Here is a 26,936-nt window from a genome sequence, read left to right as displayed (position 1 = left end):
ACAACTGTTATTTTAGAGCCCCTTGCGTTAACCCTTTTTGCAATTGCTTTTGACCTAAAAACAATAGTAGTAGTGTTGGAATAATAACAACGATTACCCCTGCCATAACCACCCCCCATTCTGTTGCAACCTCTTGTGACTGGAGCTGTTTCAAGCCAATTTGTACGGTTCTTACGGAATTGTTGGTTGTAACCAATAAAGGCCAAAGGTACATATTCCAAGTCGTTAAGAAACCATATGCTCCTAATGTTACTAAACTAGTTTTAGAAACCGGCAAGATGACACGAACAAAAAACGCAAATCTACTGAGCCCTGCAATCTGAGATGCCTCATGCAGCTCCTTCGGTATTGTTTTGAAATGCTGTCTAAGTAAAAATGTCCCGAAGGCTAAGGCAAAAAACGGTAGTGTCATCCCTTGGTATGTGTTAAGCCAGTTTAGATTTTGAATGGTAAAGAAATTGGGAATCATTGTTGCTTCCCATGGAATCATCATCGTGGAGATAAAAAGGAAAAATACAAAGTCCCTTCCTTTGAATGGGATAAAGACAAAGGCATAGGCCGCTAAACTACATACGACCAGCTGTCCAAGCATAACCCCGAACGAAACAATGAAACTGTTAATCAAATAGTTTAATAGAGGCAATCGATCAAACACCTTCACATAATTATCAAAGCTAAAAGAAGAAGGCAAGAATTTTCCTTGTAAAATTTCGCCTCCCGTCATGAAGCTCACCATCAAGGCATAGATAATCGGGAAAAACATAATCAGTGCAGTAACGATTAATAAAAAATACACGATGGAGCGCTTTAGTATTCTCATTGGTAATGCACCTTCTTTTCCCCTAGCTTAAACTGTAAAATTGTAACGAGTAAAATACATATAAATAAGAACACTGCTTGAGCACTTGCAGTACCAAATTGAGCGTTAACAAAGGCCTCTCGATAAATGGAATACACGATTAAGTTAGTGGATTGGGATGGCCCGCCCTTTGTTAAGATATCCACCTGTCCAAACGTTTGAAACGCATTGATGAGAGAGATGGTAATAATAAAAAATAAGGTGGGAGAGAGCATTGGTATAGTGATTCTTCTCAAACGATACCAATAGCTTGCTCCGTCAATACGAGCACTTTCATATAAGTGCTCATCAATATTTTGTAGTCCCCCTAGCAATATGAGGAAGCAGAAGCCAGTGTTCAACCAAATCGTTGTTAAAGACACCGACAGCAAAGCCCATGTTGGATCTAGAAGCCACTCGACTTGTGGAAGATTCAATATGGCAAGCACTTTGTTGAACATCCCAATACTTGGGTGGAATAAGAATAGCCACACAACGGAGGAAGCTGCTACGGAAACCCCCATAGTGGAAGCATAGATTGTACGAAAGAAACCAATTCCTCTTAGCTTTTCATTGGCAAGTAATGCGAGGCCTAGCGCAATAATAATTCCAGTAGGCACTGTATATAGTACAAATAGGAATGTCGCCTTTATACTGTTTAGAAAAGCAGACGATTCAAGCAAATAAGCATAGTTTTCCAGACCAACAAACACTGCAGCCTCTCCTGCTTGGTTGGTTAAGAAAAAGCTTAAATAAATGGTGCGAAACATTGGATAAAAAACAAAAACGGAAAATAAGATAATAGATGGCAATAAATATAATAGAGCTGTTCGGGCATTTAGTGAGCGCTTCCAGAAACCTTTCTTTTGCTTAGACCTAACAGCAGTTACATGATTTGATTTCACTACTGTCATACAAATACCTCTTTACCAAATACATGGTTTTCTACATCAGAAGGTTTTTTAATAATCTCCTTTGTTACGCTATCAAAGAAGCAAAAGGAATCATAGTTCATGATGACTGGTATTTTATCACCGACAGCTATCTGCCATTGGCCGCTCCATTTCACTTGCCATTGCTGATCATTCAACGTAAATGAAAATACAGTTTCATTTCCTAAAATTTCTACATTTACAATTTCTACAAATACCTTTTCCTCAGCGGTCGAATCCTTAGTCGCTGCTTTTATATGCTCCGGACGAATACCAACAATAACTTTGTCTGTCAGGTAGTGTGCGTCCTCATCTGGTACGGAAATAGTAATTAAATCATTTAACACAATAGCACGCTGTTCTTTACTTCCTATGCCTTCAGCAATATTCATAGGAGGTGAACCAATAAAGGTAGCCACAAAAGGATTGGCTGGATTATTATAAATATCAATTGGTTTACCTATCTGTTGGATAGATCCTTCATGTAGAATCATAATGCGATCACCCATTGTCATCGCCTCAATTTGATCATGCGTTACATAAATCATAGTAATTCCAAGTCTGCGCTGGATTTGTCTAATTTCAGATCTCATGTGTGCACGAAGCTTAGCATCTAAGTTAGATAATGGTTCGTCCATTAGACAAATTGGAGCTTGGTTTACAATAGCTCGGGCAAGAGCAACTCGTTGTCTTTGTCCACCGGAAAGTTCTCTTGGCTTACGTTTTAAGTAATCAGAAAGCCCTAGCATTTGAGCAACCTCTATTGTTCGATTGTTACGTTCTTCTTTAGAGATTTTTTTTACATGCAGACCAAATTGAATATTTTCTTCTACCGAAAGATGCGGGTATAAAGCATAGTTCTGGAATACCATAGATAAATCACGCTTACTTGGAGGTAAATCATTCACTTCCTGCTCACCAATCTTGAGCACTCCTCCTGTTATCTCTTCTAATCCCGCAATCATACGAAGCATTGTACTTTTTCCACACCCCGATGGACCAACAAGCACAAAGAATTCCCCTGGTTCAATCGTTACGTTAATATTAGAAATAACGTTAGATTGTTTGTCGTATGATTTAGAGATATCAATCAACTCTACTCGCTTCAAAAGATTTCCCCCATTCTCTAATCGATTATGTTACCTAGGCATCAAGTTTATAGATTTTACTATGGAAGCTAGTAAAATATGTTTTTTACCATTTTTCCATAGCTATGTAATCTTTTCTTCACCATATTACTAAAAAGAATATTCTAAATCAAAGAAATTTACAATATTTACAGAATATTTAATTTTATACAAAAAGTTTACAGTTCTTGGAGGATAAACTTATGCGTAAATATCAAATAATCCTACTTATATTTGTTTTGTTTGTTAGTGGATGTGTAGGGAAAGAAGTGACGCCCATTGCTTCAGAAGAGTTTTTTATCATCGCGCATAGAGGAGCATCTACTTATGCACCAGAGCATACAATGGTCGCTTATGAGGTTGCTGAGCAGCTAGGAGCTACTTATATTGAAATTGACTTACAAATGACGAAAGATGGAGTATTAGTTGCTATGCATGATGAAACAGTAGACCGCACTACTGAAGGTGAAGGGTTAGTCAAAGATTACACATTAGAGGAATTAAAAAAGTTGAATGCCGGGAAATGGTTTAATGATAAATATCCAGATTTCGCCAATACTGCATTTGAAAAGGCACGAGTTCCTACATTAAGAGAAATATTTGATAATTTTGGAGATAGAGTCAACTACTACATTGAAATGAAATCCCCAAAAATATATGAGGAAATGGAGGAGGAATTGCTTGCTTTGTTAGAAGAATATAACTTATTAAATCACGAAGAAGATGTACCAAAAGTAATCGTCCAATCCTTCAACCGTGCTAGCCTAATAGAATTTCATGAGCTTGAACCAAGCATCCCCCTTATCCAACTGCTCGGTAATAAAGAGGAGGCTAAATTTACCAACCAGGAAATGAAAAGCCTAAAAACCTATGCAAGTGGAATTGGCGTCAACGTGAATGCTGTAGATGGAACCTTTGTCCATGAAGCACATGAAAATGGGTTGAAGGTACACCTGTTTTCCTTGATAGGAGAAGCAGATATAAAAAAAGCCTTGCTCTACAAGGCTGATGGTATATTCGCAGATGCTCCTAACGTTGCTTTAGAAATAATAGATCGTACACAAAATTAAATCTGTTGCTTCAAAACTTTTTCACAAAGTCTTTTAAAATGAATTTCATATTTCTCATTGTCTTCTTTTTGACGTTTTCGTGGTCCCTTCATTCGGCCACCTGCTTGTCTTATTTTTTTGGATATATGTCTACTCTCTAATAGCTGGTCTATATTCTCTGGTGTATACCATCTTCCATTTTGGTCTATTGCATAGCCTCGCTTAGCTAAAACCATGGCTGCAAGACCATAATCCTGGGTGACAACAATGTCGCCCTTATTCACTTTATTAACGAGCACAAAGTCTACAGCATCCGCGCCTTTCGAAACCATGACTGTTTCAGCACCTTCCCTCTGCATATAATGTGCAGTGTCGCATAACAACGTTACCTTCAAATCGAACTGTTTTGCGATATCAATCGTTAAATCCACGACAGGACAGCCGTCCGCATCTACTAGTACATTCACCATTTTGAGCACCCCTATCAGCTATATATCCTACATTGTATACTAAAAGAATATTTTTATGAATGTAGGAGGTTGCAATACAAAGGCTTTTTTACCACGCAGTTATCAAAATGAATAATTTAGTTGTATTTGGCAATTAGTTTTTAAAAGTTTCCAATTATTATATAAATCAAAAGGCATGGATATATTCTTCCATACCTTTTATATTGAATCTTTACTTATATTCACCTAATATCTCCACTGCTTTTTCTGTTATAGATGTATCCACCGCTTTATCAAAGTCAACGTCACCGCTAATTGCTCCATTTTCTTTATATACGTCATATTGCTTTAACACGTCATCTAAAAACATTTTTCCATTAGGATCTAAGCCTGTAACAAATACTTTTTCCCATAACACTGGATCTTTTAGTGAAGTATACTTTGTCATAATTTCAATGATTTCAGCTTTTCCTTCACCCTTTATAAATGCATCATTATAATCCCGGACACCCTTTAAATAGGCCGCCATGAATCGGAGCGAAACATCTTGTTCCTCACTCATAAATTGAGGAGAACCTAAAACCATCGCGATTTGAGATTCCGGTGCATAATCCGTAGCGTCTCCAAAGCGCTCATGAAATCCGTTTTCAATCCCTTGGGCGATTAGTGGTTCAATTTGAAGTGCGGCATCTATCGAACCATTTTCAATCGCCCCTAGCATGCTTCCAAAGTCTCCAAGTAATACAAACTCTACATCCTCAGGTGTTAATCCTGCATGCTTCAGCATTTCTAAAAAGATAAATTCATCAATCGAGTTTTTAGAGGAAACAGCAATACGCTTTCCTTCAAAATCCTTATACTCCTTGATGACATCCTTCATGTGGTTTCCAATGACGAATGAGAAATACGACTTACCTGGCACATTGTGTCCCTTGTCTGCAATAATTTTTACGTCAATCCCTTGGGCAATGGCATTAAAAAATGAAGCAGTTGAAACCCCACCGGCAATATCCACGTCTCCCGAAGCAAGTGCAGGAAGCATTTCATCACTATTTGCAAATTGCGCAAACTCTACTTCAATATTGTAGTCCTCAAAATAACCTTTTTCTTTTGCAATGTAAAAACCTGCTCCAGAGGCAGCCCCGTCTTCCGCTATAATTACTTTTACTTTCTTATTTAGCGGTGCCAAGTCTCCAGAAGGGTTATCCTTACTTACTTCATCATTTACATTGTCAGTTCCTTCTTCTTTTGGACTACAAGCACCTAGTAAAAGAACAATAGATGCAAATAGTATGAACCAGCGTTTCTTCACAACTTTCCTCCTTTATTTTCTCGATTTTTGAACTTCTTGCTGTAAATGATTCCAAATCGTTATAAACTGTTCCGCCATTTCTGCATTTGCCCTAACCTGCTCCATTGTACGGGGTCTTGGCAATGGAACTTTTATCTCACTTACAATCTCACCTGGATGAGAGCTCAATAACACGATACGGTCACTCAGCAACAAAGCCTCATCAATACTATGAGTGATAAATAAAACGGTCTTTTTGTTTTCGGACCAAATTGATAGTAACTCTTCCTGCAATATGAATTTGTTTTGTTCATCCAAGGCAGCAAATGGCTCATCCATTAACAAAATTTCTGGATCATTGGCAAAAGCCCTAGCAATACTAATCCGTTGCTTCATCCCTCCAGAAAGCTCTTTTGGATAAAGCGAAGAAAACTTACTTAAACCTACCTTTTTTAAGTAGTAGTCGGTTTGCTTTTTAACGTATTCCTTTGGAAGGTGCCTCATTTTTAAACCAAAAGCAACATTCTCTTCAACGGTCAGCCAAGGAATAACCCCTTTTTCTTGAAACACCATAGACTGTAGCGGACGTTCCCCTGCTTCCGATGCAATTAAAAAGGAGCCAGAGCTCGGAGTTTCTAGTCCCGCAAGGATGCGTAAAAGAGTTGTCTTTCCACATCCACTTGGTCCAACTAGACAGATAAATTCTCCTTCCTCTACCTGCAGAGAAATATCCTTTATAGCTGTAACACTATTACTTTTTTTATAGAAAATCTTCGTAAGATTATCAATGGAAATTTTAACTTTTCCGCTCATTTAACTCACCTCCATGGGACAATTCTCTTTTGCAGTCCACGTAGGAGAAGGGAAAAAAGAAACCCAAAAAAAGAAATGAGCACTAAACCAACGAACATTTCCTTCAACATGAATGCCTTATAAGAGGTCCAGATTAAATAACCGATACCAGAGGTTGCCCCCATCATTTCTGCGGCAACGATTGTTAACAAAGCTATTGCCTGCCCCATTTGAATACCTTCTAGCATAACTGGCAAGGCACCCGGGAAAGCAATTTTCAAAAAGAAATCCTTTGGACTTGCACCATAGTTTTTGGCTACATCTAGATGTACCCTATCTATGTTCAAAACACCAGCCACTGTATTAATAACGACAGGAAAAAATACACTCCCAGCAATAGTAACTACCTTTGAAAAATCTCCAATACCAAAAAGGATAATGATGATTGGCATTAAAGCTAATGTTGGAATCGGCATAAATGCCATTACTATAGGGGATATAAAGTGTCGAATAGGAGCATACAATCCCATTAACAGCCCTATGATTACACCTGGAATTACACCGAGTAGGAAACCCATTGCAATTCGGTAAAGAGAGACTGATACATGAGTCCATAGTAACCCACTTGTAGCAAGCTCAAAAAATGTCGAAACTATTGCAGTAGGAGGAGGGAAAAAGCGTATATCTAAAATGCCCGTTCGTGAGAAGACCTCCCACAAGATTAAGATGAGTATTGGTGAAGTAATTGTTAAAAGCTGCTTACCACGTTCTTTTAGTTGTTGCTTTTTCCATTCCTTTTGTTCCGTTTCATAGGGATCGTAGTCGCTATCCACGAGCCCATTTTCATCGCGCATCTTTCACCACCTCTTTCTAAAAATAATATGTCGAATGGGGAAAATGTGTGACCACACCTACATTGAAATTGACTTAAAATGTAGATTTTGGTAATTTTAAAATAAGAAAGAGGGGGTTAATATGACAGACAAACAATTAAGATCCACAAAAGAAATGCCATATTTTATTTTAAGCATCCTATTTAGTTTATTAATTTACGTTATAGCTATAGCTAGTATTTTTGGGATCGCAATCATTCTTGTTTTATTTTTTATCAGTACATATGCACATCTTATGAATCTTAGCTATATTCGATCAAATGGTATCAGAGTTAGCCAAAGGCAGTTTCCAGATGTCTATGAACGAATAACTCGTATGTCTGAAGATATGAATTTAAAAAAAGTACCAGATATATTTGTAGTTCACTCCGAAGGTGCTTTTAACGCTTTTGCAACCCGGTTTTTAGGAAAGAATATGGTTGTGCTCTATTCAGAGGTATTTGAGCTTGCTAGGGAGCAAGGCGATGCAGAGCTAGATTTCATCATAGCTCACGAGCTTACACATATTAAACGAAATCACATTTGGAAAAATATATTAATTACACCCGCTCGTTTAGTGCCGTTCCTTTCCCAGGCGTATAGTCGTGCATGTGAATATACATGTGATCGTCAAGCAGCTTACTTCATTAGAGATGGTGCAGCTGCTAAGCGTGGCCTAACAATTTTAAGTATTGGGAAGGAACTATATAAAGAGGTAAATGAGGATGCCTATTTAGAGCAAATTTCCACAGAGTCCAATGTTTTCACATGGCTTGGTGAGGTCTTATCCTCCCACCCACCCACTCCTAAAAGAGTCCAAGCAGTCGGTCATTTTATGCAAGTAGAAGGGACTCCTACCTACTATACGAATGCTAATAAAATCGCTCTTGGTTTAGGCGCATTATTTGGTATTTTATTCATTGGTTATTTAGGGATTATAGGAATAGTCCTGGCAGGCTCTCTTACCTATGCAAGCATTTTTCCTGATGACTTGCTAGAGGATGAATCCGCGTTAAATACTTTAACTTCGGAGGAGTCAACACTAGAGACAGGCTCTTCACCTTCAGACCAAGACACTTACAATTACACTCCATTAATGAATGCAGTCGTGGATGGAGACTATACGAAGGTGCGAGAGCTTATAGCTAGCGGGGTAAATTTAGAAGAAAAAGACACAGAGGGGGCAACTGCTTTACATCAAGCAGTATATTTAAATGACATTATGATGGCAGAAATTTTACTTGAGGCTGGGGCAGACCCTAATACAAAGGATCTCTATTCCAACGCTTTGACCGCCACCTTTTATCATGAGAATTACGAATTGACAGCTCTATTGTATGAGTATGGGGCAGATCCGGCCATAGTTGATCCCGAAGGTTACTCGGGAAATAATATTCTAGGTGTTCCTAGTGGGCAGTTCGAACAGACATTGAATAGTCTACTTCAACCAGTAAATTGAAATACCTATTTTAAATCTATCCTCTCCTAGTTTTGGACAGGTCACTCCCGTCGCGGTAAGCGTCAAGCTGGTGCGGAAATCAATTCTACTTTTTGATTAATTAGCATAGTCTATTTTTTAATAGTTCCAATGAGGGGAAGTAATAAGATTTGGAATACAATGAACCAACTCTAAATGACAATAAAAATAAATTAAATAGACTATTAAAGGTCTTCATCATTGGAAGCTTGTTAATCGTCGGACTTGTCGGCTACGGAGTATATTGGGCTTTTTTTGATATGAATAGGTTACCAACAGGAGAATATCTTATAGAAGAGACTTCACCTAATGGAAAGTACACATTAAAAGCATATGTTACGAACGGAGGCGCAACTACGTCATATTCTGTTCGTGGCGAGCTGGTATTTAATGATAAAGATAATAAAACTAAAAACATCTATTGGAACTATCGAGAAGAAAGCGCAAATATTTCTTGGACAGATAATAATACAGTAATAATTAACGGTCATACATTAGATGTTACAAAGGAAAAATTTGATTTTAGAAGACAATAATAATCTTTTTTTCTCTAATCATAAAAAAGCTCGCGAAGATGAAATTCCGCGAGCTTTCCTTCTATATATTTGAGTATTTATAGACTATATTTACTTTACCAATCAATCACTTACCCAGAAAAATCTACCATTTACTATGCATATTTTTCGTCTTATTGCCTATTACGCAATGATGTTACATTATTTGCATTTGTCTCCCAGCTAATCATTAATTCCTTCTGTCTATTCTTTAAATCCTCAAAAGGTTCTTCCATTACTTCGATACGGTCAAATTTTTCTAGGAAGACGGAGGCATCTTTCAGTCTTTTATATCCTCCAAAACCATGATCATCGTTTAATAACCAAACGACACGCTGAATTTTAGCAAATAGTATTCCTCCTGTACACATTGGACAAGGCTCGAGGGAGCTATAAAGCGTAAATTTCTTGTGTTTAATTTTAGCATCAAACATTACAGTCCCAGCATTTCTTATCGCATCCATTTCTGCATGTGCCGTAATATCCTGACTAGGATGTACTCTATTTCTACCTTTAGCAACGAGATTAAAATGCTCATCCACAATAACTGCTCCAACTGGATAAGTATTTTCCTCTAATGCTTTTTCCGCTTCCCCTAACGCCATCTCTAAAAAATATGATCCAAGTCCATGATATCCCTCCGTTACTTAATCACAAACTTTGTTTGGCTGTAGCCTTCTTTTAGCTTCTCGACTTCAAGTATGGCAGGAATAGCCGACTTAAGCTCACTAACATGAGAAATCACACCGACCATGCGACCGGATCTTTGAAGATCTACCAACGTGTCTATCGCTTTATTTAAAGATTCCTCGTCTAGCGAACCAAAACCTTCGTCGATGAACATCGTATCAATTCTTACACTTCCACGATAGCTTTGGATGACGTCTGCCATACCAAGCGCAAGACATAGGGAGGCATTAAATTTTTCTCCCCCTGATAATGTTTTAACATCTCGGATTTGCCCAGTGTAAGCATCATATACATCTAGACCTAGTCCACTTTGCTTGCCGTGGGTTTCCTGTCTATCACTTCTCATTAGTTGGTACTGTCCATTCGATAAATGCTTGAGTCTTTCATTTGCTGCATGAATTATCTGTTCTAAGTACTCTATTTGTATATAGCGTTCAAAAGAAATTTTCAAAGGATTTTGCCCTCTAAGTAAATCGTATAAATCGAGAATATGACTTACTTGTTGCTCTAACTTAGCAATACGATCGCTGGATAATGCTATTTTTTCTTGAATTTCTATGCCCGCTTTTACAAACTCCTTAGTACTATTCAAAGTATTTAATGCAGATTCATATGCAGTTTTAAGTTGGCTTAACTCTTCTTCAAGGGCGTTCAAATCGACTTTGCTCTTACCTTCTAGCTTCTTATAACCATCCTTCACTTGTTCGGTAAATGTATGTACCGCCTGTTTATATGCTTCACAACGTTCTCTTAACGCCTTCCGCGCAGGTTCATCCATTCTTGCTTCCTCATACTCCTCTTTGGTTTCAAAACCAGCCTTTACTAACGCTTGTAAAAATTGTTGTTTAGCCTTCTCTTGCTTAAGTATTGCTTCCTCTGCGGATTGAGTGGCATGCTCTAATCTCATTTGGGCTTTCGTATGGGATTCCTCTGCATCTTTATGTTGCTTTTGAGCCTTCTCCCATGTTTCTTCTAATAGAAGCTTTTGCTTAGTAGCAGCATTAATTTGTTCGTGAAGCTCCTCAAGATTAGAAATTGTACTTGGGATAGAGCTTTGTTTGGACTCTAGGACGGCATTTGCCTGCTCATATTCGGCCTTTGCATGGATATAATCTGCCTCAATATTATTCTTGTTTTCTTCTAATTCCTCTATTTGTCTTACACTCGTTTTGTACGTTTCTTTTAAGGAAATTAAGCTTTCTTTATCAGAACGGAGACCTTCTATTTCATTTTCTAGCTGATTTAGATCCATTTTTACTTGCTCTATATCTAGAATAGATAATTGTAGCTCTTCTAGCTGTTCCAAGATTTTTTCTATGTTCTCAAGAGCATGCTCTCGTTTGGTTCGTATAGTTAAGTAGCTAGTTTCCTTACTCGTAAGATCTTTTTTCAGCATCTGCACTTGCTCATCCGTTAATATAGCTTCATGGGTATAAGTGCTTGTTGGCTTATGCTCGGTACTACCACATACAGGACAAGCTTCACCGTCTACGAGCCTAGAGGCAAGGATACTCGCCTGATTATTAAGCCATCTGCCTTCTTCATATTGAAGAGTTTGCTGGGCTTTCAGGTATATCGTCTCTTCCTTTTCTTCTATGTTCTTCAATTCCTCAAGCTTGGACTCCTGCTGTATAAAATCCTGCATTAGTTGATATTGCCCTTTAATCTGAGAGTATTGTTGAACCTTGTTATCTAATGGATTTACTTGCTCCTCTAGTTTCTCTATTTCGTTTTTCATCAAAAGGTGGCTTGCCTTAGCTTGTTGGTATGTAGCTATTTTAAGTTCATGCTGCTCCTTGAGATTACGTTGCCTAACCTCTAACTCTTTTAACTGCCGCTTCCTTTTTTCTAGGTCTTCCATTAAAGGTAATAGAGCATTTAGCTGGATTAAAGCTTCTACACTTTGTTCACGGTCTTGCTTTTTGCTTAACTCTTTGAGATAGACCTCTTCCATCTGAATTAAGGAATTAGATGTTAAGGATAGCTCCTCTTTAGCTCTAAGCAATAGGCTTTCCTTTAAATTTCCTTCAGTAACTGTTTCTTTATAGTGGCTCTCGATTGCTTCTATAGTATTTGCCCGTTCTGCTGCCTCTAGTCTACTTTCTTCCTTTTTGTATGTTTCTTCCTGGCTAAGAAGACGCTGGAGGTTTTGCTCTTTTAACTCAAGCTCCTCCAATTGGGTATTGGTGTTTTTAGCATTGTAATAGGCTGATTGCTTCGCTACCTGATTTTCATATGCCTCTTCACAGAGGAGCTCGTCTTTTTCTATCTTATCTCGGTAATAATTAGTCTCAGCCTGTAAAGCATCCTTTAACTGGAATATATTATAATTACCTTCCTCTAGGAGGTCAAAAAGAATAGACTCCCGTTTTGGAAAAGAGGCCATAATCTGTTCCGAATAACTATTACGGGTGTTTTCTTCTTTTTTAAGCTCTGCCTCAGCTACTAATTTTTTCTCTTTAAGTCTTTCATTAATCAGCCTGTAGGGTTCTGTTTTAAATATTTTTCGAAGAATTGCTTCCTTGTTTTCAGTAGAAGAGGTTAATAGCTTCCTAAATTCGCCTTGTGGCAGCATGACGATTTGGCTGAACTGATCTTGCGTAAGTCCAATGATATCCTCTATTTTCTTGTTAATCTCTGAAACTATTTGTCTTTCAACAACAGGTACTTCCCCTGTCTCCTTTATTTCGAAGAACTCATATTTTTCTCCTGTTGAGCTTTTATTTCCTTTTTTAACGTGAGGAAGCTGTCTTAAAATACGATATTTACGGTTAAATATTTCAAATATCAATTCAACAGAAGTATGCGTTTGATCCAATGCAAAATCACTGCGCAACATTTTCGTATCTTTTCTATCCTCCCCACTCCCAGAGCCATAAAGGGCAAAGCTTATTCCATCAAATATTGTCGTTTTTCCTGCTCCAGTGGCCCCAGATATGACAAATAATCGATGATCCATCAAATCCATGAAGTTAATCGTTTCCGTGTATTTATAGGGACCGAATGCTGTCATTTTTAACTGAATAGGCTTCATGCTCTGCTTCCTCCTTCTCTTTCTTCAAGCATTAATCCCGAAAGTACTTCCTTAAATAGTTCTTTTGTTTCCTCAGCCGGAGTTTGTCCCTTGATTTCCTCATAGAAGGATTCAAATAGCATTAAGTCATCCATCTTATGACGACTTTTTGGTTCTTCTGCTTTTCCTATTCCAAAAGATTGGAATACTTTTCTTTCTACATGCATGGCATTCGGATATACAGTTCGAATTTGCTCCATTGGTGAAAGTACTGGCGTTTCATCTAGTAACTTCACGAAAATGTAATCCTCGCTTGTAGGATGCTGTAAAATGTCATTCAAATAGCCTTCCACTGTGCGCATATCTCTTTTAGGGGTAAGTAATCTTTTTTCTACTTTTGCACAACCTTTTTCATCTATTTCCACTATTAGAAAGCCTTTTTTATGGTGTTCCTCTGAAATGGAATATTTTAAAGGAGATCCGGCGTATTGAATGGTTTCATTTTGCACAAAATGTGCTTGATGAAGATGGCCTAACGCTGTGTACTTGAAGTTCTTAAATAGCGAAGCATCTACATACTCAGCTCCACCAATGGCAAGCGGTCTTTCTGACTCACTAGTATTATCCTCTTCCCGACCTTGAGGAGTAACAAAGGCATGTCCTACAAACACATGTCTTTTCGAAAAATCCATTTGCAATTCAATAGCTTCCACTATTTTTTTCATGGCTAGCTGATGACTGGTGATTGTTTCGTCCTCGAGTATGAACCTAACCTGAGAAGGGTCCATATACGGGATTAGATGAAATTCTACTTCTCCATATTCATCACTGATTGTCACAGAATTAAACTCTTTTGTTAGTTGTCCCACTATATGTAAACCAGTTTCTTTCATAATGTTTCTTCCAAAATTTAAACGGCCTGGGCTGTCATGGTTTCCCGCAATACTTAAAACAGGAGTCTGATGCTTTAATACAATCTCTGCAAGTACATTGTCCAACAAATTTACAGATTCTGCAGGTGGTACAGCCCGGTCATATAAATCTCCTGCTATGATTACTACATCTGGCTTTTCTTCCTCAATTGCTTTTATAAATGAAGCCAACACATGTCTCTGATCTTCTGTCATATAGATCCCTTGTACTAATTTACCTAAATGCCAGTCGGCTGTGTGAAATATTTTCATGAGTAATTACCCTCCTACACTGAAGATTTTATGTTAATTTATATCTATTTTATCATTTAAGGAGGACAGGTTATATTAACTTGCCGAGATTTCATATAAAGTTAAATAGTAAATATGTAAAGATTATGATTAAAAGGAGGATTTTTTATATGTCACCAGAAACTTATCAATTGATAGCCATATCTATCTATATGGTTGCCATGCTTGCTATCGGATATTATTCGTATAGAAAAACCGTTAATCTGACTGATTATATGCTAGGAGGACGTTCACTCGGCCCAGCAGTTACCGCTTTAAGTGCAGGAGCTGCTGATATGTCTGGGTGGCTCCTAATGGGATTACCAGGAGCAATCTATCTACATGGTATGGGAGAAGCTTGGATAGCGGTTGGTTTAACAATTGGAGCGTATTTAAACTGGCTATATGTAGCACCACGTTTACGAGTATACACACAGGTTTCCAACGATTCCATTACTATTCCAAGCTACCTAGAAAGTCGCTTGAAGCAATCTTCACGCTTGTTACGAGTAGTATCAGGTCTCATTATTCTTTTATTCTTTACTTTTTATGTCTCATCCGGAATGGTTGCTGGTGGAGTATTTTTTGAAAGCTCATTTGGACTAGACTACCATACTGGCTTGTTAGTTGTATCAGCGGTTACAGTAGCCTACACTCTGTTTGGCGGCTTCCTAGCCGTTAGCTATACGGATTTCCTACAAGGTCTTCTTATGTTTCTCGCACTAATTTTCGTTCCCATTATTGGCTTATTTGCAACTGGGGGAATAGATACAACTGTAGATTCAATCAAGGCGGTTAATCCAACTCATTTAAGCCTGATCGCTGGTACTACAACTGCAGGGATTATATCATCCTTAGCATGGGGTCTTGGTTACTTTGGACAGCCCCATATTATTGTTCGCTTTATGGCTATTAGTTCAGTAAAGGAAACAAAGAATGCTCGTCGCATTGGTATAGGGTGGATGATTCTAAGCTTAGTTGGAGCTATTTCCACTGCTCTTGTTGGACTAGCATATTACCAACAAAACCCTAATCTAACTCTTACTGATCCAGAAGCTATATTTATCTCCCTTGGCCAAATTGTGTTCCACCCATTCATTGCAGGTCTTGTGCTTGCTGCTGTTTTAGCAGCCGTTATGAGTACAATCTCGTCTCAGCTAATCGTTACTTCCTCTGCATTAATAGAGGACTTGTATAAAGCATTTATAAAAACAGATGCTTCTGATCGAACATATGTAAATTATGGTCGTATCGCTGTACTAGCAGTATCCATAATTGCTGCTGTGCTTGCTTGGGAACAAAACGAGACTATTTTAGGCCTTGTAGCTTTTGCATGGGCGGGCTTCGGTGCGTCATTTGGTCCAGTCATTTTACTTTCACTTTATTGGAAAAAGATTACTGCTACCGGCGCACTTTCAGGTATGGTCGTCGGTGCTGTAACCGTTGTGATCTGGAAGGCTAACGAAACGCTTAAAGACGCATTATATGAAATAGTTCCCGGCTTCCTTTTAGCTCTGATTGTTACGGTGGTGGTGAGCTTGTTAACCTACAAGCCTAACGCTGAGATTGAAAAAGAATTCGATGACACCGTTCAACTATTAAAAGAAGAGCGTAAAAAATAATAAGTAAAGGGCTAACCTCACACTGCAGGTTAGCCCTTTTCTATATATTGTCCTATATGATACTTGTCATAGTGTTGACTTGACGTTTATGCCTACTCCTAATACCAGCATTGCTTTATAGTTAACATAACGAAATATGTATATAGGAGGAATTATAATGAGTAGAGAAAAAACACTTGAATTACGTAAGAATGTAAAACCATTTGAAAATTCCGAGTTGAAGAAAAGCATAGTACAGCTCATCAATACAATTCCACCATTTTTTATCCTCTGGTTTTTAGCCTATTTAAGCCTCGACATTTCTGTATGGTTGACTGTTGGATTATCCATCATTGCTGCAGGATTTGTCGTTCGTATATTTATTATCTTCCACGATTGCACACACGGATCTTTCTTTAAAAATAAAAAAGCTAATAATATAACAGGAACTATTACAGGTATCATCACCTTATTTGCATACGAGAAGTGGAAGCGCGAGCATAACATTCATCATGCAACTAGTGGTAATTTAGACAAACGTGGCGTTGGTGACATTTGGATGATGACAGTCGAAGAGTATATAGAGGCTTCACCGATGAAGCGCCTTTCTTACCGACTATATCGTAATCCAATTGTTATGTTTGGTTTAGGACCTGCCTTGTTATTTCTAGTAAGTAATCGTATTAACCGTAAAGGCGCTAAAGGAAAAGAGCGCTATAACACGTATCTGATTAACATTTCAGTGATTGCTATTTATTCTTTCATGATTTGGCTAATTGGCTGGCAAGCATTTGCCATTATACAGGGAACTATTCTTTTTGTAGCAGGAGCATTAGGGATTTGGTTGTTCTACGTACAGCATCAGTTTGAAGATTCCTACTTCGAAGATGAGAAAGAATGGGATTATGTAAAAGCTGCGATTGAAGGAAGCTCTTACTACAAATTACCAAGAGTGCTACAATGGGTAACAGGCAACATTGGTTTCCATCACGTTCATCATTTAAGTCCAAGAGTACCTAATTACAACTTAGAAAAAGCACATGAATCTACACCACCTTTACACAAAGCTACAACTATAAATCTTCGTACAAGTTTACAATCTATTCATTTCCGTTTATTTGATGAAGAGAACAAAAGCTTTGTAACCTTTAAAGAGATTAAGCATTTGCTTAAACAATCTAAAGATGCAATTAATCTAAATGCTAAAAATAAAACAATCGAAGGAAAATAGACCTCTCTTAAAACCATTCCTTATCCACTAGGGGATGGTTTTACTTTATAATAAAAGAAAGTGTATATGTGAAAGGTGTCTGTTAAATGAATAAATGGTATCAGATTTTCCCTAAAGCTCCCTGGCTAAGTATTTATGCTTGGGTTGTATTTTGTATCTTTCCTTTTTTCTTTATCTTTCGTTCAAACGAGCTATCTGAAATCATTATAGGTCTGCTCTTTACAGGAATATTCTTTCTTGCATACCGTCTTTCTTTTAAGTCGACAGGTTGGTTTTTATATGTTTGCTTAGCTATTGAAATAATAATTAGCTTATTGATGACCTATTATTATGGCTATATTTACTTTTCTATCTTTCTTTCCTTTTTTATCGGGAATATTACACAAAGATTGGGCTTTTTCTTAATATATAGCCTAAATATTGTCTCCACCTTAACTGCTGTCATTATCGGCTTTTATATAAAAATAGAACTATTTTTTTCTCAATGGCCATTTTTGGTTATATGTATACTTGGGGTAATTTTATTGCCTTTTAGTACTTATAATCGTCATAAGCGAGAAATGCTAGAAGGCCAACTAGAAGATGCTAATCAGCGTATTGCTCAATATATGGTTATAGAAGAACGCGAAAGAATAGCAAGAGACCTACATGATACACTCGGCCAAAAGCTTTCATTGATAGGTTTGAAAAGCGACTTAGCTGGAAGGCTAATGGATAAGGACCCTGAAGCAGCTAAGCATGAAATCCAAGATATTCACCAAACAGCTCGTTCTGTTTTAAAAGAAGTACGTGAGCTCGTTACGAACATGCGTGGTACTAAATTAGAGGATGAGATTTATAGAGTGCAGCAAATACTTAATGCAGCAGGTATTTCTTGTAAGTTTAGTGGCTCCCTTCATCTTGTTAAAACACCGCCAATTGTTGAAAATATGCTAAGTATGTGTCTGAAGGAATCCGTGACTAATGTTGTAAAGCATAGTGGAGCCACTGCCTGTTCTATTTCATTAAAGCAGTCAGCAAGAGAAACATTATTAAAAGTACACGATAATGGAAAAGGCTTAGATCTTAGTAAGGACTGGATTAAAGGTCATGGATTGCAAGGTATTAGGGAGCGTCTGGAATTTGTTAATGGTACCCTCGATATTTATTCAAAAAACGGTACAACAATTAATATCAGAGTACCAAATGTAATATTACAAACACGGCAGGAGGATTAGACATGATACGAATTGTCATCGCTGAAGATCAACGAATGGTTTTAGGAGCACTTGGATCTCTTCTAAATTTGGAAGAAGACATGGAAGTAATAGGTAAAGCAAATAACGGAGAGGAAGCTCTGGCTCTTATTAAGCAGCTTCAACCTGATATTTGTATTATGGATATCGAAATGCCTATTAAAAGTGGGCTGGATGCAGCGGAGGAATTAAAGGATCACACATGTAAGGTAATTATATTAACTACCTTTGCTCGATCTGGCTACTTTGAAAGAGCGCGAAAAGCAGGAGTCAATGGTTATCTCTTAAAGGATAGTCCAAGTGAGGAGCTAGCTAATTCCATCCGAATAATTATGGATGGACGGCGGATCTATGCTCCCGAATTAGTTGATATGGCCTTTGAGGAAGAAAATCCTTTAACAGACAGAGAGAGTCAGGTTCTTGAACTGATCGCCAATGGAAAAAATACAAAAGAAATTGCAAACGAGTTATACATTACTCCCGGTACTGTACGAAACTATATATCAGTAATATTAGAAAAACTTCAAGTGGGTAACAGAATTGAAGCAATATCTCGTTTTAAAGAAAAAGGATGGTTTAAATAATCGTTGATTTACCAGTTACTTTTTTCCATATTTCACGTCTAATACTTTAATAACAATACCGTTGCTTATGCAATGTTTGAATGTATGATCCTTTATTTAAAAGGAGGAGAGTGAAATAAATGAAAAAGAAGTTTTTGGTTCTGTCTCTTACTCTTATTGCATTGCTGTCCATTTTAGTCATATTTTTGCCCAATTTGTTTAGTGAGGTTGAAGCTCCTAGTAAAGAGATAGTTGAGGAAAATCAACAACCTGATCCGAAGGGGTCTGCATATGAACCCTCTAAAAAACAAGTCGATTACACGATTACCTTTGACGAAGATATATATAAGTTAGTGGAAGGTGATCAATCGGATACCATTACTACTAAAGTACCCTTAGAAGAAAAATATCCAGAGGTTTCATTAAAAATAGAACAGATAAATGATCAATCCCCTGAAGAACTACTTCCCATTCTCGAGACACAAATGAGTGTTGACTATACCAGCCCTAAAGAAACGGAGAAGGTTTCTGAACCTGTGGAAGGATACTGGCTACATGCCATTAACCATGATTCAGCGGGGCTAACCAACTGGGATAGTCCTGTTGGTGATATCTACATCATAGATAATGGCGTTGGAGGTAGCTTTGTTGTTACACAAAAGTACTTTCTAGAGGCAGCAGAAGGACATGGTTCGAATTTCCGATCTATTTTAGAGACCTTTCAAATAGTTGAAAAGTAATTATTTGTAGCGAGTAGGAGGACGATAATCGTACCGACACTCGCTTTTTTTATTTAATTCGAAGATTACAATTCAAAAAAGGCACTATCTGTTTGAAATGAACAGATAATACCTTTAAAAACAAATCACCTTTACAGAGTGTGCTTATATACTTTTTAATGTAGCTACGATTAACTCTGGAGTGTTAAAGACTCTAATAGGAACCAAGCTATTCCCTAAACCACGACTAACAATCATAGTCGTTCCGTTTTCTTTAAATGTTCCCGCAGTGAATTTTGGAAACCACCCCTGTCCTGGCGCCACCAACCCGCCTAACCCTGGGATTCTAAATTGACCTCCATGCGCATGTCCTGAAAATACTAAATCCATTTCAGAGTTAACATAATCCTGAAATACCTCTGGTCTATGAGATAACACCAGGGTATAATCCTCGCTGCTTTCAAAGTTCTCTAGCTGATCACGAACAAGCAAACCACTTAAAGGATCTTCAAGTCCGATAATACGCATTTGCTCTCCATTATATTCAATCATTTCTTCCTCATTAGTTAAAACACGTACACCAATTTCCAGTAAAGAAGTTTTAATATGATTAACATCATTTGTAGCAATTTCATGATTTCCAGTAACATAGTAAATCGGTGCTATACTAATAATTTGATTGACTAGATCCAGACTACTTTGTAAGTCATATCGATTGCTGTCGATTATATCTCCCGTGATAAAAATAATATCCGGGTTTACATCCTTAATCTTATGTACGAGTTTTGCTTGGTTGTCACCAAATTTGGCATCATGTAAATCGGATATTTGTAAGATCTTCCAATCATTAAAACTAGCTGGAATCTTCTCTGACTCTATCACGACTTCGTTTATACTTACTCGAGTGTTCCCTATGTAAAGTAGCACAGCTAATATCACTACTAATAAAAAAATCCATTTTTTCATCTAAAATCTCCTAGTCTATTTGCAAAAAACGATACCTCTGAGAAATTTAATAAATCCCCATAAATGAATGGGGATTGTTAAATTTTGTCGGTTATTATAATTTCCCAGGAAATAAGTGCTAATAATTTACACCTTGAAATGCAGCGAGGAAGAATACTATTATAACAATATATATTATTATAACTAACCCTATAGAAATAGCCATCCAAATAAGTGATGCTCGAGCAAAATTACGTCTTGGGTCTGGATTACCAAATCCCCAAATGAATAACATAACCAGATTAACAATAGGAATAGCCATAATCAGCATCGTGATGATCCATTCCATTACAGTCATCTCAGTTGACGTTTTTATTGGCGATCCATCTTTATAATGTAAACGCTCCTCTTCATACGTATTCACATACAATCCTCCATCCTATTATAGTTTACATGATAAAATCACGTCTACTTCCATTTTACGTCATAAAAGGGAAAATAGTCATCTAATAGATGACTATTTTTAAATTTTCATCATACTCATTGGAGTTACAATTCCTATTAGTTGGTTACTCAGTTTTCCATCCTTAGTAATTAGCAGTGCTTCTAATCTCTTTCCTCGTCCAATTGCTGATTTAAAAACTTCTAGCGCCTCATACACGGACATCTCTGCTTCAACAAAGCGGTGATTCTCTCTATTACTTTCATGCTTCAGAATTTCACCCAAGGTTGCTTTTTTTCTCGAGAAATTCTCTGATTCTACTTTACTCGCCATCCACATAGTAATTCCTACAGGTGTGATAAGACCTTTAAATTTATCCCCATTATACACAGGAAATTGATTGTATTTCTTATCCTTAATAACCTGAAGTGCATAGCTTAAAGAATCTGTTTCCTGAAAGGTAGTTACTTCTCCGGAGAACATATTCCCTACTGTGACGGGCTTGCTTAATGCCTCCTCGATTTCTTCCATCTTTGCTACTACCTCTTCATGAGGTTCTGCTATCGCATATTCCATAGTTGTACGATGGTGCACGATTGCGTTTCTTAAGTCTCCATATTCTCGAAGGTCTGCTTCATATCGTCTTAGTACAGCGTTTTTTTTCTTAGCGAAATCGATTAACCTAAAAAAGGATAAGTGTTCCTGAGTACCGGCTATATCTCTCATGATTTTATCTAATCTATTGTAAGAAGTGATAAAACGATCCGAGTTACGTAATGTCATATATAAATCTCCTCGAATTATATTTTAGATTTCCAGACGTTGTTTTTGGTAAAAAAAACTGCCCCAATGAATAAGAAGCTGATTGCTAATACCGTAATTAAGATACTCCAGATATATGAGCTACTTTCAACATCACCGTTCAAAACATAACCAGCATACATTGGCAACTTCCATGGTGAGATAGTCCAGTATGTGCCTAGCAGCCCATCTATAACCTGAACAATTATTACCAACACAAAAGACACGGTAGAAGCCATTCCAGTTGATAAGGCAGCACTAGTAAATAAAACAATACTAATCACGAATAAAAGCCACAGAACATAAATACTAGTAAATTCTATAAAACTTAAGAAATCTATCACTCCAAAAAGTATGGATGTATAATATAAGCTAGCTACTATTCCTAAAATAAAACTACCCAAAACAATTATACTCAAGATTGCTAATTTACTTCCTACATAACCTGTAAATGAAAGTGGTCGAACGTATAATAAAGTTGCCGTGCCATTCTTTCGTTCCCTTGAAATAATACCTGAAAAAGCTAGAATAACTACTAACATACCGATTAACTGATATTGACTAATGGTGGACATTAATATTTGTTCAGAGGTCATTGAAGGAAACTCGATGACTGTTCCTTCAGGTAAATTTCCAACAGAGCTTAGGATTTGAGGCATGTAATAGTTCATGACAGGCTCTGTAATCCCAAAAAGAATAAATACAAGGGGAATCCAGAGAATCTTAAAATTACGGATGTTTTCTCTCCATTCCTTTTGAAACAAAATAAAAAATGTATTCATTGTTTGTTCACCACCTGCATAAATATTTCTTCGAGATTAGCTGATGCCTTCTCTACCCTTTGAACAGACCAATCTCCTACAGACGCATATGCTAAAATCTCTTGCATTCGCGGTTCGTTTTCCCTTATAGGAATGCAGGCAGAAGACCCTTTTTGTGTCACATTCCACGGGGAGCTACTTGCAAAATCTTTAGCCTCTTCTTCTAAGGAAAAGATAATTTTAATCATAGGATTTGCATATTTTTCGCGTACATCTGATAATGAGCCTTGCTCTACCAGCTCACCATTTCTCAAAAATAATAGCTGATCCGTCATTTCTTCCGCATCATTTAAAATATGAGTCGAATAAAGAATAGTAGTTCTTTCTTGAAGTTCCTTTAAAAGATTTAAAATCTCTCTTCTGCCTACTGGATCCAATGCAGAAACTGGTTCATCTAATAAAAGAAGGGATGGATTATGTACAATTGCCTGTGCTAATCCTAATCGTTGTTTCATCCCTCCAGAAAACGTACCTGTTTTTTTCTTTTTAACATTTCCGAGCCCCACAAAATCTAAGATTTTTTCTGACTCCTTCACGGCAACTCTAGCATCTACCCCACTTAACTTTGCAGTCATCTCTGTAAATTCAATTGCAGAAAGCCATGAGAAAAACTTAGGATATTGAGGTAAAAAACCTATCATCCTGCGCGCGTCCTCCTTATTATTCTCCAGAATAATATCGCCAAACGATGGATTTACTAGTCCTGTAAGCATAGAAAGTGTAGTTGTTTTACCTGCACCATTGGGACCGATTAAGGCTGTAGAAGTATTTTTCATTAATGAAAAGGAAACATCTTTCACTACTTTTTCTCTTCCATATTGCTTGGTTAATGATTGAACAGTTAGTAATGTATTCATTCGTTACGTCTCCCCACTATGAAATAGATAATAGAACCTATTATTCCTGATATGAAAATAATTATTGCCCAAAGCCACTTAGGACCATTTGTGTCGTATACCTTTATCAGATCTACAAAGGCAACAATCATTAAAATGAATTGTAAAATAATAATGGGTAATATTAATTCCCAAGGTATTGTTGAAAGATCCAATATGATTCCTCCTTTTTTTAATTTCCAATTACAGCATATATAAAAGAAAGCTTTCACAAACTATGTTATAATAGCAAATTGGGGGGTGAATTGAATGGAAATTGTAATAAGAAAAGCTATTAAAGCAGATGCCAAATCATCAGTTCCACTAATTATGGAAGCTATCGGTGACATTTCGATGCAAATGACTGGAGAAACTGAAGAATCAGCGATCACCTAGGAGTTCATTCACTTATTTACTCAAACTAGCAATCGTCATTCCTTTTTAAATACATACGTTGCAGAAATGGATGGTCAAATTGCTGGCGTACTAGTTTTTTATACTGCTGAACAAGCAGTTACTTTGGATGCTAATTTAGAGCAGTATCTTTCAGCCAAAAAGGGAACACAGGTGACGATAGACAAAGAGACGCTACCTGAAGAATGGTATATAGATACTGTAGTGGTCGATCCAACCTATCGTGGACATGGTATTGGAACGAAGCTGTTAAATTTTGCTGAACAAGTAGTCAAAAATAATGGTGGCGGGAAACTCTCCTTGAATGTAGAAACTGAGAAAGAGGCTGCAATCCGCTTATATAATCGTCTAGGATTTGAAACTGTATGTCCTTGGACCATTATTGGCGAGCCTTTCTATCACATGGTGAAAACGGTAGGCCCCTGATTGAAGGAGAAGCAAGGTTATGAAATTATGGATCTACCCCTTAATGGTTGTCTTCGCAGCCAGCTGTTACGGGACTTTATCAACTATGGTGAAATTAGCAATTGGACAAGGATATACAGCTTCAGAAGCTGTTTCTAGTCAATACATTGTTGGTTTCCTACTAGCGTTAGTCATCTATGTGGTGACACAAAGAAAAATACCACGTCTGTATGGCGGGTTTAAAATTATACTGTTAGCAGGGATTTTTACAGCAACTACGGGTATTGTCTATGGACAAGCCCTTATATATTTACCAGCCTCCCTAGCAGTAGTGATGCTCTTCCAGTTTACGTGGATCGGTACTTTGATTGATTGTATAATAAGAAAAAGATTACCTTCTCGAGCGGAAGTTATCTCCCTTGTTATTTTATTCGCCGGTACATTGCTAGCTGCAGGGGTATTAGATGTCGATTTGAGTGGAATTGACTGGAGAGGCTGGGTATACGGTTTCGCAGCAGCAATTTCCTTCTCACTTAATATGAACATTAATACTAAACAAGTAGAGGGAATGAATACTACTACTCGTTTACTTTGGGTTTCCTTTATCGCCGCTTTAATGATCTCTGTCTTCCAAAGTCCTGAAATCATGTGGAACGGTAAACTGTTTACGGAATCTCTACTTTACTTGGGACTAGGCTTAGGATTACTAGGTATCATTATCCCTATTTATTTCTTCGTAATCGCTGTACCAAAAGTTGGCGGCGCAGTTTCATCTATTCTAAGTGCAATGGAATTACCAGTAGCTGTAATGGTATCTGTACTTGTGTTAAGCGAGGCACTTACTTGGTTACAAGTTATCGGTATCCTCATTATACTGATAGGTATGTGTATCCCAACGATTGCAGATATTCGAAGAAAGCAAAAGCAACAAAAGCCTATTGTGTAGGTTGAAACGCTGAACTCACCGTTCAGCGTTTTTTTTATTTGTTCAGTTTCTGTTGTTTTACTTTATAAATTCAATTATGCCATCCATTAGACCTTCTGCTAACGGTAGACTTGGATCTGTATATGTCGCCATATTCCCTGTCTCATCAGATGGGGATTCTTTTAGCACATGGTTCATTCTCTCAATTATTAGAAGCTCAGAATCTTTTGCTTGATGTAGAAGCTCAGCATCACTACTAGGGACTTGCAAATCTGCTGTACCGTTTATAAGTAATATTCTTGCATCCAACTTTTTAATTTGTTCAATAGGATGGTATTGAAGCCAGGAAATCATATAAGGTTGTACAGATGGACGGAATATACTGTGTAATTCATTCGACACTTCCTCTACCTGTTCACCTCGCTTAAGCTTCTCAATTACTTTTTCAGATTCACTCATAAGCTCACTTGGCAACTGATTTCTTAACTGTTCTAATAGAATTTCATCTATTTGCCGTCCTGCACCTGCTAATGATACGAATACAGTCGCTTCTGTCTCTTGAGCAGCAATCATTCCTACAAGAGAACCCTCACTGTGTCCGATGAATCCTATGTCGCTAAAACGGTCGTCTTCCTTCGCAAATTCTGCCCAGGCGACAGCATCCTCAATATAGTGGTTAAATCTTAAGTCTTCTTCTTTAGTAGCAAGGCCCATATTTAAGCCAACTCCTCTTTTGTCGTAGCGGATGCTGGCAATTCCTTCTGCAGCTAATTCTTCTGCGATCATTTTTAAGCTATTATTTTTCCCTACCATTAATAATGAATTACCATTACGATCGGTGGGTCCCGAGCCAGCAAGAATGATCATGAGTGGGAACGGTCCTTCCCCCTCAGGAATCTCTATTTGACCAACCATTTTCCCTCCATTTACTTCTAATTCTTCTAAATCCTCAGCCTTAGCTACATCAGTTACCTTACTAAGTTCAAATGGAAACGACTGACCTTGTTGTGTAAACGTACCTGCCATTATTTCATCCTGCAGCTTCCCAGCAAAGGTGATTTTTTGTCCCGGAAGTGGCATGTTAAAGGTAATATCCTTATCGCTTAAGGAAATGTTTGTTAATGGGTGATTATTTAATCCTTGAATCGGGATACTAATCAAGCCTTCTTCTCTTGTAAATTTAATACTAATTGGGAGTGGTTGATTAGGAACGTTAATGGATCCTTCCCACACTCCCTCTACCCTTTCTAAAGAAACATTTGTACTCGTCTCTTCCTTATCTTTAGACACCTCCTCCCCTCCTTGCTTATCACTATCACTACATCCAGAAAGTAAAATATGAAATAGTAATAAGCTTAATATAAGCGCTTTTTTACAGTTCATTTAGATTCACCTCTCTGTTCTATCTATAGTATAACAGCAGTACTAGAAAGAAGTAAATAATTTTCAGTTTATTTTAAAAGTTTTTTGCATTATATTAAGTTCTTTTTTAAGGCTATGTTAAAGGGTAGGGTTGATTTATGATCCAAAGAAATCTTAGATCAGAGAATAGCATTGATTTTTCGCACCAGCCGGACGCTTTCCTCGGGGTGAGCGATAAGCCATCACCCATCGCTTACGCGCGTGGTTGTGATGTCTTATCTGTCTCACTCATCCCGTAGGAGTCGCCGTCT

The 26,936-nt window shown here is 37.5% G+C and carries 28 protein-coding genes; 11 read left to right on the top strand and 17 right to left on the bottom strand.

All coding sequences use genetic code 11. The annotated features are described in order from the left end of the window. Nucleotides 1-7 precede the first annotated feature (7 nt). The 3 genes from MKY09_RS00690 to ugpC are packed head-to-tail and all read right to left on the bottom strand — an operon-like array spanning nucleotide 8 to nucleotide 2,879. A complete protein-coding gene (locus tag MKY09_RS00690) occupies nucleotides 8-820 on the bottom strand; it encodes a carbohydrate ABC transporter permease (protein WP_251555407.1) in 813 nt (270 codons plus the stop codon). Then, nucleotides 817-1,752 carry a sugar ABC transporter permease gene (locus tag MKY09_RS00685; protein WP_298469768.1) on the bottom strand — a complete coding sequence of 312 codons (936 nt, stop codon included), beginning with the start codon at nucleotides 1,750-1,752 and terminating at the stop codon, nucleotides 817-819. Before MKY09_RS00685 ends, MKY09_RS00690 begins: the two co-directional genes overlap by 4 nt. Continuing rightward, a complete protein-coding gene (gene ugpC, locus MKY09_RS00680) occupies nucleotides 1,749-2,879 on the bottom strand; it encodes a sn-glycerol-3-phosphate ABC transporter ATP-binding protein UgpC (protein WP_251555410.1) in 1,131 nt (376 codons plus the stop codon). Before ugpC ends, MKY09_RS00685 begins: the two co-directional genes overlap by 4 nt. A 221-nt stretch (nucleotides 2,880-3,100) precedes the next feature. On the opposite strand from ugpC, the gene MKY09_RS00675 reads away from it, so the two are divergent. Further along, the gene (locus MKY09_RS00675) at nucleotides 3,101-3,967 is read left to right on the top strand and encodes a glycerophosphodiester phosphodiesterase family protein (protein WP_342567342.1); all 867 of its coding nucleotides are present in this window, start codon (nucleotides 3,101-3,103) and stop codon (nucleotides 3,965-3,967) included. On the opposite strand, the gene MKY09_RS00670 is transcribed toward MKY09_RS00675, so the two are convergent. The 4 genes from MKY09_RS00670 to MKY09_RS00655 all read right to left on the bottom strand — a co-directional run bounded on the left by MKY09_RS00670 (nucleotide 3,964) and on the right by MKY09_RS00655 (nucleotide 7,332). Then, complete coding sequence (locus tag MKY09_RS00670; RefSeq protein ID WP_340886274.1) at nucleotides 3,964-4,416, bottom strand: YaiI/YqxD family protein; 453 nt, start codon at nucleotides 4,414-4,416, stop codon at nucleotides 3,964-3,966. The two genes, MKY09_RS00675 and MKY09_RS00670, sit on opposite strands and share 4 nt — an antisense overlap. Nucleotides 4,417-4,627: 211 nt before the next feature. Next, entirely contained in the window at nucleotides 4,628-5,707 is a 1,080-nt protein-coding gene (locus MKY09_RS00665) for an ABC transporter substrate-binding protein (RefSeq protein ID WP_340886273.1), read from the bottom strand. 12 nt (nucleotides 5,708-5,719) lie between these two features. Then, nucleotides 5,720-6,499 carry an ABC transporter ATP-binding protein gene (locus MKY09_RS00660; protein ID WP_298469777.1) on the bottom strand — a complete coding sequence of 260 codons (780 nt, stop codon included), beginning with the start codon at nucleotides 6,497-6,499 and terminating at the stop codon, nucleotides 5,720-5,722. A 5-nt stretch (nucleotides 6,500-6,504) separates the two neighbouring features. Beyond that, nucleotides 6,505-7,332: an ABC transporter permease gene (locus tag MKY09_RS00655; RefSeq protein WP_169359313.1), complete on the bottom strand. Its 828-nt coding sequence runs from the start codon at nucleotides 7,330-7,332 to the stop codon at nucleotides 6,505-6,507. Between the two features lie 121 nt (nucleotides 7,333-7,453). Between MKY09_RS00655 and MKY09_RS00650 the strand changes: the two genes are divergently transcribed. Both MKY09_RS00650 and MKY09_RS00645 read left to right on the top strand, forming a co-directional pair. Next, nucleotides 7,454-8,809, top strand: coding sequence for a M48 family metalloprotease (locus MKY09_RS00650; RefSeq protein WP_340886270.1), 1,356 nt, complete (start codon nucleotides 7,454-7,456; stop codon nucleotides 8,807-8,809). A gap of 215 nt (nucleotides 8,810-9,024) precedes the next feature. Next, nucleotides 9,025-9,363 (top strand): DUF5412 domain-containing protein, encoded by a 339-nt coding sequence (locus MKY09_RS00645; protein ID WP_340886948.1) that lies wholly within the window; start codon nucleotides 9,025-9,027, stop codon nucleotides 9,361-9,363. A 152-nt stretch (nucleotides 9,364-9,515) separates the two neighbouring features. On the opposite strand, the gene MKY09_RS00640 is transcribed toward MKY09_RS00645, so the two are convergent. The 3 genes from MKY09_RS00640 to MKY09_RS00630 are packed head-to-tail and all read right to left on the bottom strand — an operon-like array spanning nucleotide 9,516 to nucleotide 14,268. Further along, nucleotides 9,516-9,986, bottom strand: a complete 471-nt coding sequence (locus tag MKY09_RS00640) for a nucleoside deaminase (protein ID WP_340886267.1) — start codon at nucleotides 9,984-9,986, stop codon at nucleotides 9,516-9,518. Between the two features lie 38 nt (nucleotides 9,987-10,024). Next, entirely contained in the window at nucleotides 10,025-13,105 is a 3,081-nt protein-coding gene (locus tag MKY09_RS00635; protein ID WP_340886265.1) for an SMC family ATPase, read from the bottom strand. Further along, nucleotides 13,102-14,268 carry an exonuclease SbcCD subunit D gene (locus MKY09_RS00630; RefSeq protein WP_342560116.1) on the bottom strand — a complete coding sequence of 389 codons (1,167 nt, stop codon included), beginning with the start codon at nucleotides 14,266-14,268 and terminating at the stop codon, nucleotides 13,102-13,104. Before MKY09_RS00630 ends, MKY09_RS00635 begins: the two co-directional genes overlap by 4 nt. 149 nt (nucleotides 14,269-14,417) lie before the next feature. Here MKY09_RS00630 and putP point away from each other — a divergent pair, with 149 nt between their 5' ends. The 5 genes from putP to MKY09_RS00605 all read left to right on the top strand — a co-directional run bounded on the left by putP (nucleotide 14,418) and on the right by MKY09_RS00605 (nucleotide 19,656). After that, nucleotides 14,418-15,908: a sodium/proline symporter PutP gene (gene putP / locus MKY09_RS00625; RefSeq protein WP_342560115.1), complete on the top strand. Its 1,491-nt coding sequence runs from the start codon at nucleotides 14,418-14,420 to the stop codon at nucleotides 15,906-15,908. 157 nt (nucleotides 15,909-16,065) lie between these two features. Beyond that, nucleotides 16,066-17,118 (top strand): fatty acid desaturase, encoded by a 1,053-nt coding sequence (locus tag MKY09_RS00620; protein ID WP_342560114.1) that lies wholly within the window; start codon nucleotides 16,066-16,068, stop codon nucleotides 17,116-17,118. Between the two features lie 86 nt (nucleotides 17,119-17,204). Then, entirely contained in the window at nucleotides 17,205-18,335 is a 1,131-nt protein-coding gene (locus MKY09_RS00615) for a sensor histidine kinase (RefSeq protein ID WP_342560113.1), read from the top strand. 2 nt (nucleotides 18,336-18,337) lie between these two features. Then, nucleotides 18,338-18,937: a response regulator transcription factor gene (locus tag MKY09_RS00610; RefSeq protein ID WP_342560112.1), complete on the top strand. Its 600-nt coding sequence runs from the start codon at nucleotides 18,338-18,340 to the stop codon at nucleotides 18,935-18,937. A gap of 119 nt (nucleotides 18,938-19,056) precedes the next feature. Continuing rightward, nucleotides 19,057-19,656 (top strand): hypothetical protein, encoded by a 600-nt coding sequence (locus MKY09_RS00605; RefSeq protein ID WP_342560111.1) that lies wholly within the window; start codon nucleotides 19,057-19,059, stop codon nucleotides 19,654-19,656. Between the two features lie 144 nt (nucleotides 19,657-19,800). Here MKY09_RS00605 and MKY09_RS00600 read toward each other — a convergent pair whose 3' ends face one another. From MKY09_RS00600 to MKY09_RS00575, 6 genes are all read right to left on the bottom strand, one after another. After that, a complete protein-coding gene (locus MKY09_RS00600) occupies nucleotides 19,801-20,601 on the bottom strand; it encodes a metallophosphoesterase (protein WP_342560110.1) in 801 nt (266 codons plus the stop codon). 118 nt (nucleotides 20,602-20,719) lie between these two features. Then, entirely contained in the window at nucleotides 20,720-21,004 is a 285-nt protein-coding gene (locus MKY09_RS00595; RefSeq protein ID WP_342560109.1) for a hypothetical protein, read from the bottom strand. Nucleotides 21,005-21,103: 99 nt separating this feature from the next. Further along, entirely contained in the window at nucleotides 21,104-21,805 is a 702-nt protein-coding gene (locus MKY09_RS00590; RefSeq protein ID WP_342560108.1) for a CBS domain-containing protein, read from the bottom strand. Between the two features lie 17 nt (nucleotides 21,806-21,822). Then, complete coding sequence (locus tag MKY09_RS00585; RefSeq protein ID WP_342560107.1) at nucleotides 21,823-22,605, bottom strand: ABC transporter permease subunit; 783 nt, start codon at nucleotides 22,603-22,605, stop codon at nucleotides 21,823-21,825. Beyond that, nucleotides 22,602-23,501 (bottom strand): ABC transporter ATP-binding protein, encoded by a 900-nt coding sequence (locus MKY09_RS00580; protein ID WP_342560106.1) that lies wholly within the window; start codon nucleotides 23,499-23,501, stop codon nucleotides 22,602-22,604. The genes MKY09_RS00585 and MKY09_RS00580 overlap by 4 nt, the downstream gene beginning before the upstream one ends. Continuing rightward, nucleotides 23,498-23,695 (bottom strand): PLDc N-terminal domain-containing protein, encoded by a 198-nt coding sequence (locus MKY09_RS00575; protein WP_342560105.1) that lies wholly within the window; start codon nucleotides 23,693-23,695, stop codon nucleotides 23,498-23,500. Before MKY09_RS00575 ends, MKY09_RS00580 begins: the two co-directional genes overlap by 4 nt. 94 nt (nucleotides 23,696-23,789) lie before the next feature. On the opposite strand from MKY09_RS00575, the gene MKY09_RS00570 reads away from it, so the two are divergent. From MKY09_RS00570 to MKY09_RS00560, 3 genes are read left to right on the top strand one after another with little or no spacing between them, the layout of a single operon-like run. Next, nucleotides 23,790-23,915 carry a hypothetical protein gene (locus MKY09_RS00570; RefSeq protein ID WP_342567341.1) on the top strand — a complete coding sequence of 42 codons (126 nt, stop codon included), beginning with the start codon at nucleotides 23,790-23,792 and terminating at the stop codon, nucleotides 23,913-23,915. A 6-nt stretch (nucleotides 23,916-23,921) separates the two neighbouring features. Next, nucleotides 23,922-24,359, top strand: a complete 438-nt coding sequence (locus MKY09_RS00565; RefSeq protein ID WP_342568187.1) for a GNAT family N-acetyltransferase — start codon at nucleotides 23,922-23,924, stop codon at nucleotides 24,357-24,359. A 19-nt stretch (nucleotides 24,360-24,378) separates the two neighbouring features. After that, the gene (locus MKY09_RS00560; RefSeq protein WP_342560103.1) at nucleotides 24,379-25,284 is read left to right on the top strand and encodes a DMT family transporter; all 906 of its coding nucleotides are present in this window, start codon (nucleotides 24,379-24,381) and stop codon (nucleotides 25,282-25,284) included. A gap of 57 nt (nucleotides 25,285-25,341) precedes the next feature. Here MKY09_RS00560 and MKY09_RS00555 read toward each other — a convergent pair whose 3' ends face one another. Then, entirely contained in the window at nucleotides 25,342-26,553 is a 1,212-nt protein-coding gene (locus MKY09_RS00555) for an alpha/beta hydrolase (RefSeq protein ID WP_342560102.1), read from the bottom strand. Nucleotides 26,554-26,936 lie beyond the last annotated feature (383 nt).

The sequence above is a fragment of the Psychrobacillus sp. FSL K6-4046 genome (assembly GCF_038624605.1).
GTDB lineage: Bacteria > Bacillota > Bacilli > Bacillales_A > Planococcaceae > Psychrobacillus.
This window is presented reverse-complemented; position numbering and strand designations above follow the sequence as displayed.

Bases quoted from the DNA above. Each gene is read 5' to 3' on its own strand.
- MKY09_RS00690 (WP_251555407.1), bottom strand. From the start codon at position 820: ATGAGAATACTAAAGCGCTCCATCGTGTATTTTTTATTAATCGTTACT.
- MKY09_RS00685 (WP_298469768.1), bottom strand. From the start codon at position 1,752: ATGACAGTAGTGAAATCAAATCATGTAACTGCTGTTAGGTCTAAGCAA.
- MKY09_RS00675 (WP_342567342.1), top strand. From the start codon at position 3,101: ATGCGTAAATATCAAATAATCCTACTTATATTTGTTTTGTTTGTTAGT.
- MKY09_RS00670 (WP_340886274.1), bottom strand. From the start codon at position 4,416: ATGGTGAATGTACTAGTAGATGCGGACGGCTGTCCTGTCGTGGATTTA.
- MKY09_RS00660 (WP_298469777.1), bottom strand. From the start codon at position 6,499: ATGAGCGGAAAAGTTAAAATTTCCATTGATAATCTTACGAAGATTTTC.
- MKY09_RS00655 (WP_169359313.1), bottom strand. From the start codon at position 7,332: ATGCGCGATGAAAATGGGCTCGTGGATAGCGACTACGATCCCTATGAA.
- MKY09_RS00650 (WP_340886270.1), top strand. From the start codon at position 7,454: ATGACAGACAAACAATTAAGATCCACAAAAGAAATGCCATATTTTATT.
- MKY09_RS00640 (WP_340886267.1), bottom strand. From the start codon at position 9,986: ATGGCGTTAGGGGAAGCGGAAAAAGCATTAGAGGAAAATACTTATCCA.
- MKY09_RS00635 (WP_340886265.1), bottom strand. From the start codon at position 13,105: ATGAAGCCTATTCAGTTAAAAATGACAGCATTCGGTCCCTATAAATAC.
- MKY09_RS00630 (WP_342560116.1), bottom strand. From the start codon at position 14,268: ATGAAAATATTTCACACAGCCGACTGGCATTTAGGTAAATTAGTACAA.
- putP (WP_342560115.1), top strand. From the start codon at position 14,418: ATGTCACCAGAAACTTATCAATTGATAGCCATATCTATCTATATGGTT.
- MKY09_RS00620 (WP_342560114.1), top strand. From the start codon at position 16,066: ATGAGTAGAGAAAAAACACTTGAATTACGTAAGAATGTAAAACCATTT.
- MKY09_RS00615 (WP_342560113.1), top strand. From the start codon at position 17,205: ATGAATAAATGGTATCAGATTTTCCCTAAAGCTCCCTGGCTAAGTATT.
- MKY09_RS00610 (WP_342560112.1), top strand. From the start codon at position 18,338: ATGATACGAATTGTCATCGCTGAAGATCAACGAATGGTTTTAGGAGCA.
- MKY09_RS00605 (WP_342560111.1), top strand. From the start codon at position 19,057: ATGAAAAAGAAGTTTTTGGTTCTGTCTCTTACTCTTATTGCATTGCTG.
- MKY09_RS00600 (WP_342560110.1), bottom strand. From the start codon at position 20,601: ATGAAAAAATGGATTTTTTTATTAGTAGTGATATTAGCTGTGCTACTT.
- MKY09_RS00590 (WP_342560108.1), bottom strand. From the start codon at position 21,805: ATGACATTACGTAACTCGGATCGTTTTATCACTTCTTACAATAGATTA.
- MKY09_RS00585 (WP_342560107.1), bottom strand. From the start codon at position 22,605: ATGAATACATTTTTTATTTTGTTTCAAAAGGAATGGAGAGAAAACATC.
- MKY09_RS00580 (WP_342560106.1), bottom strand. From the start codon at position 23,501: ATGAATACATTACTAACTGTTCAATCATTAACCAAGCAATATGGAAGA.
- MKY09_RS00570 (WP_342567341.1), top strand. From the start codon at position 23,790: ATGGAAATTGTAATAAGAAAAGCTATTAAAGCAGATGCCAAATCATCA.
- MKY09_RS00560 (WP_342560103.1), top strand. From the start codon at position 24,379: ATGAAATTATGGATCTACCCCTTAATGGTTGTCTTCGCAGCCAGCTGT.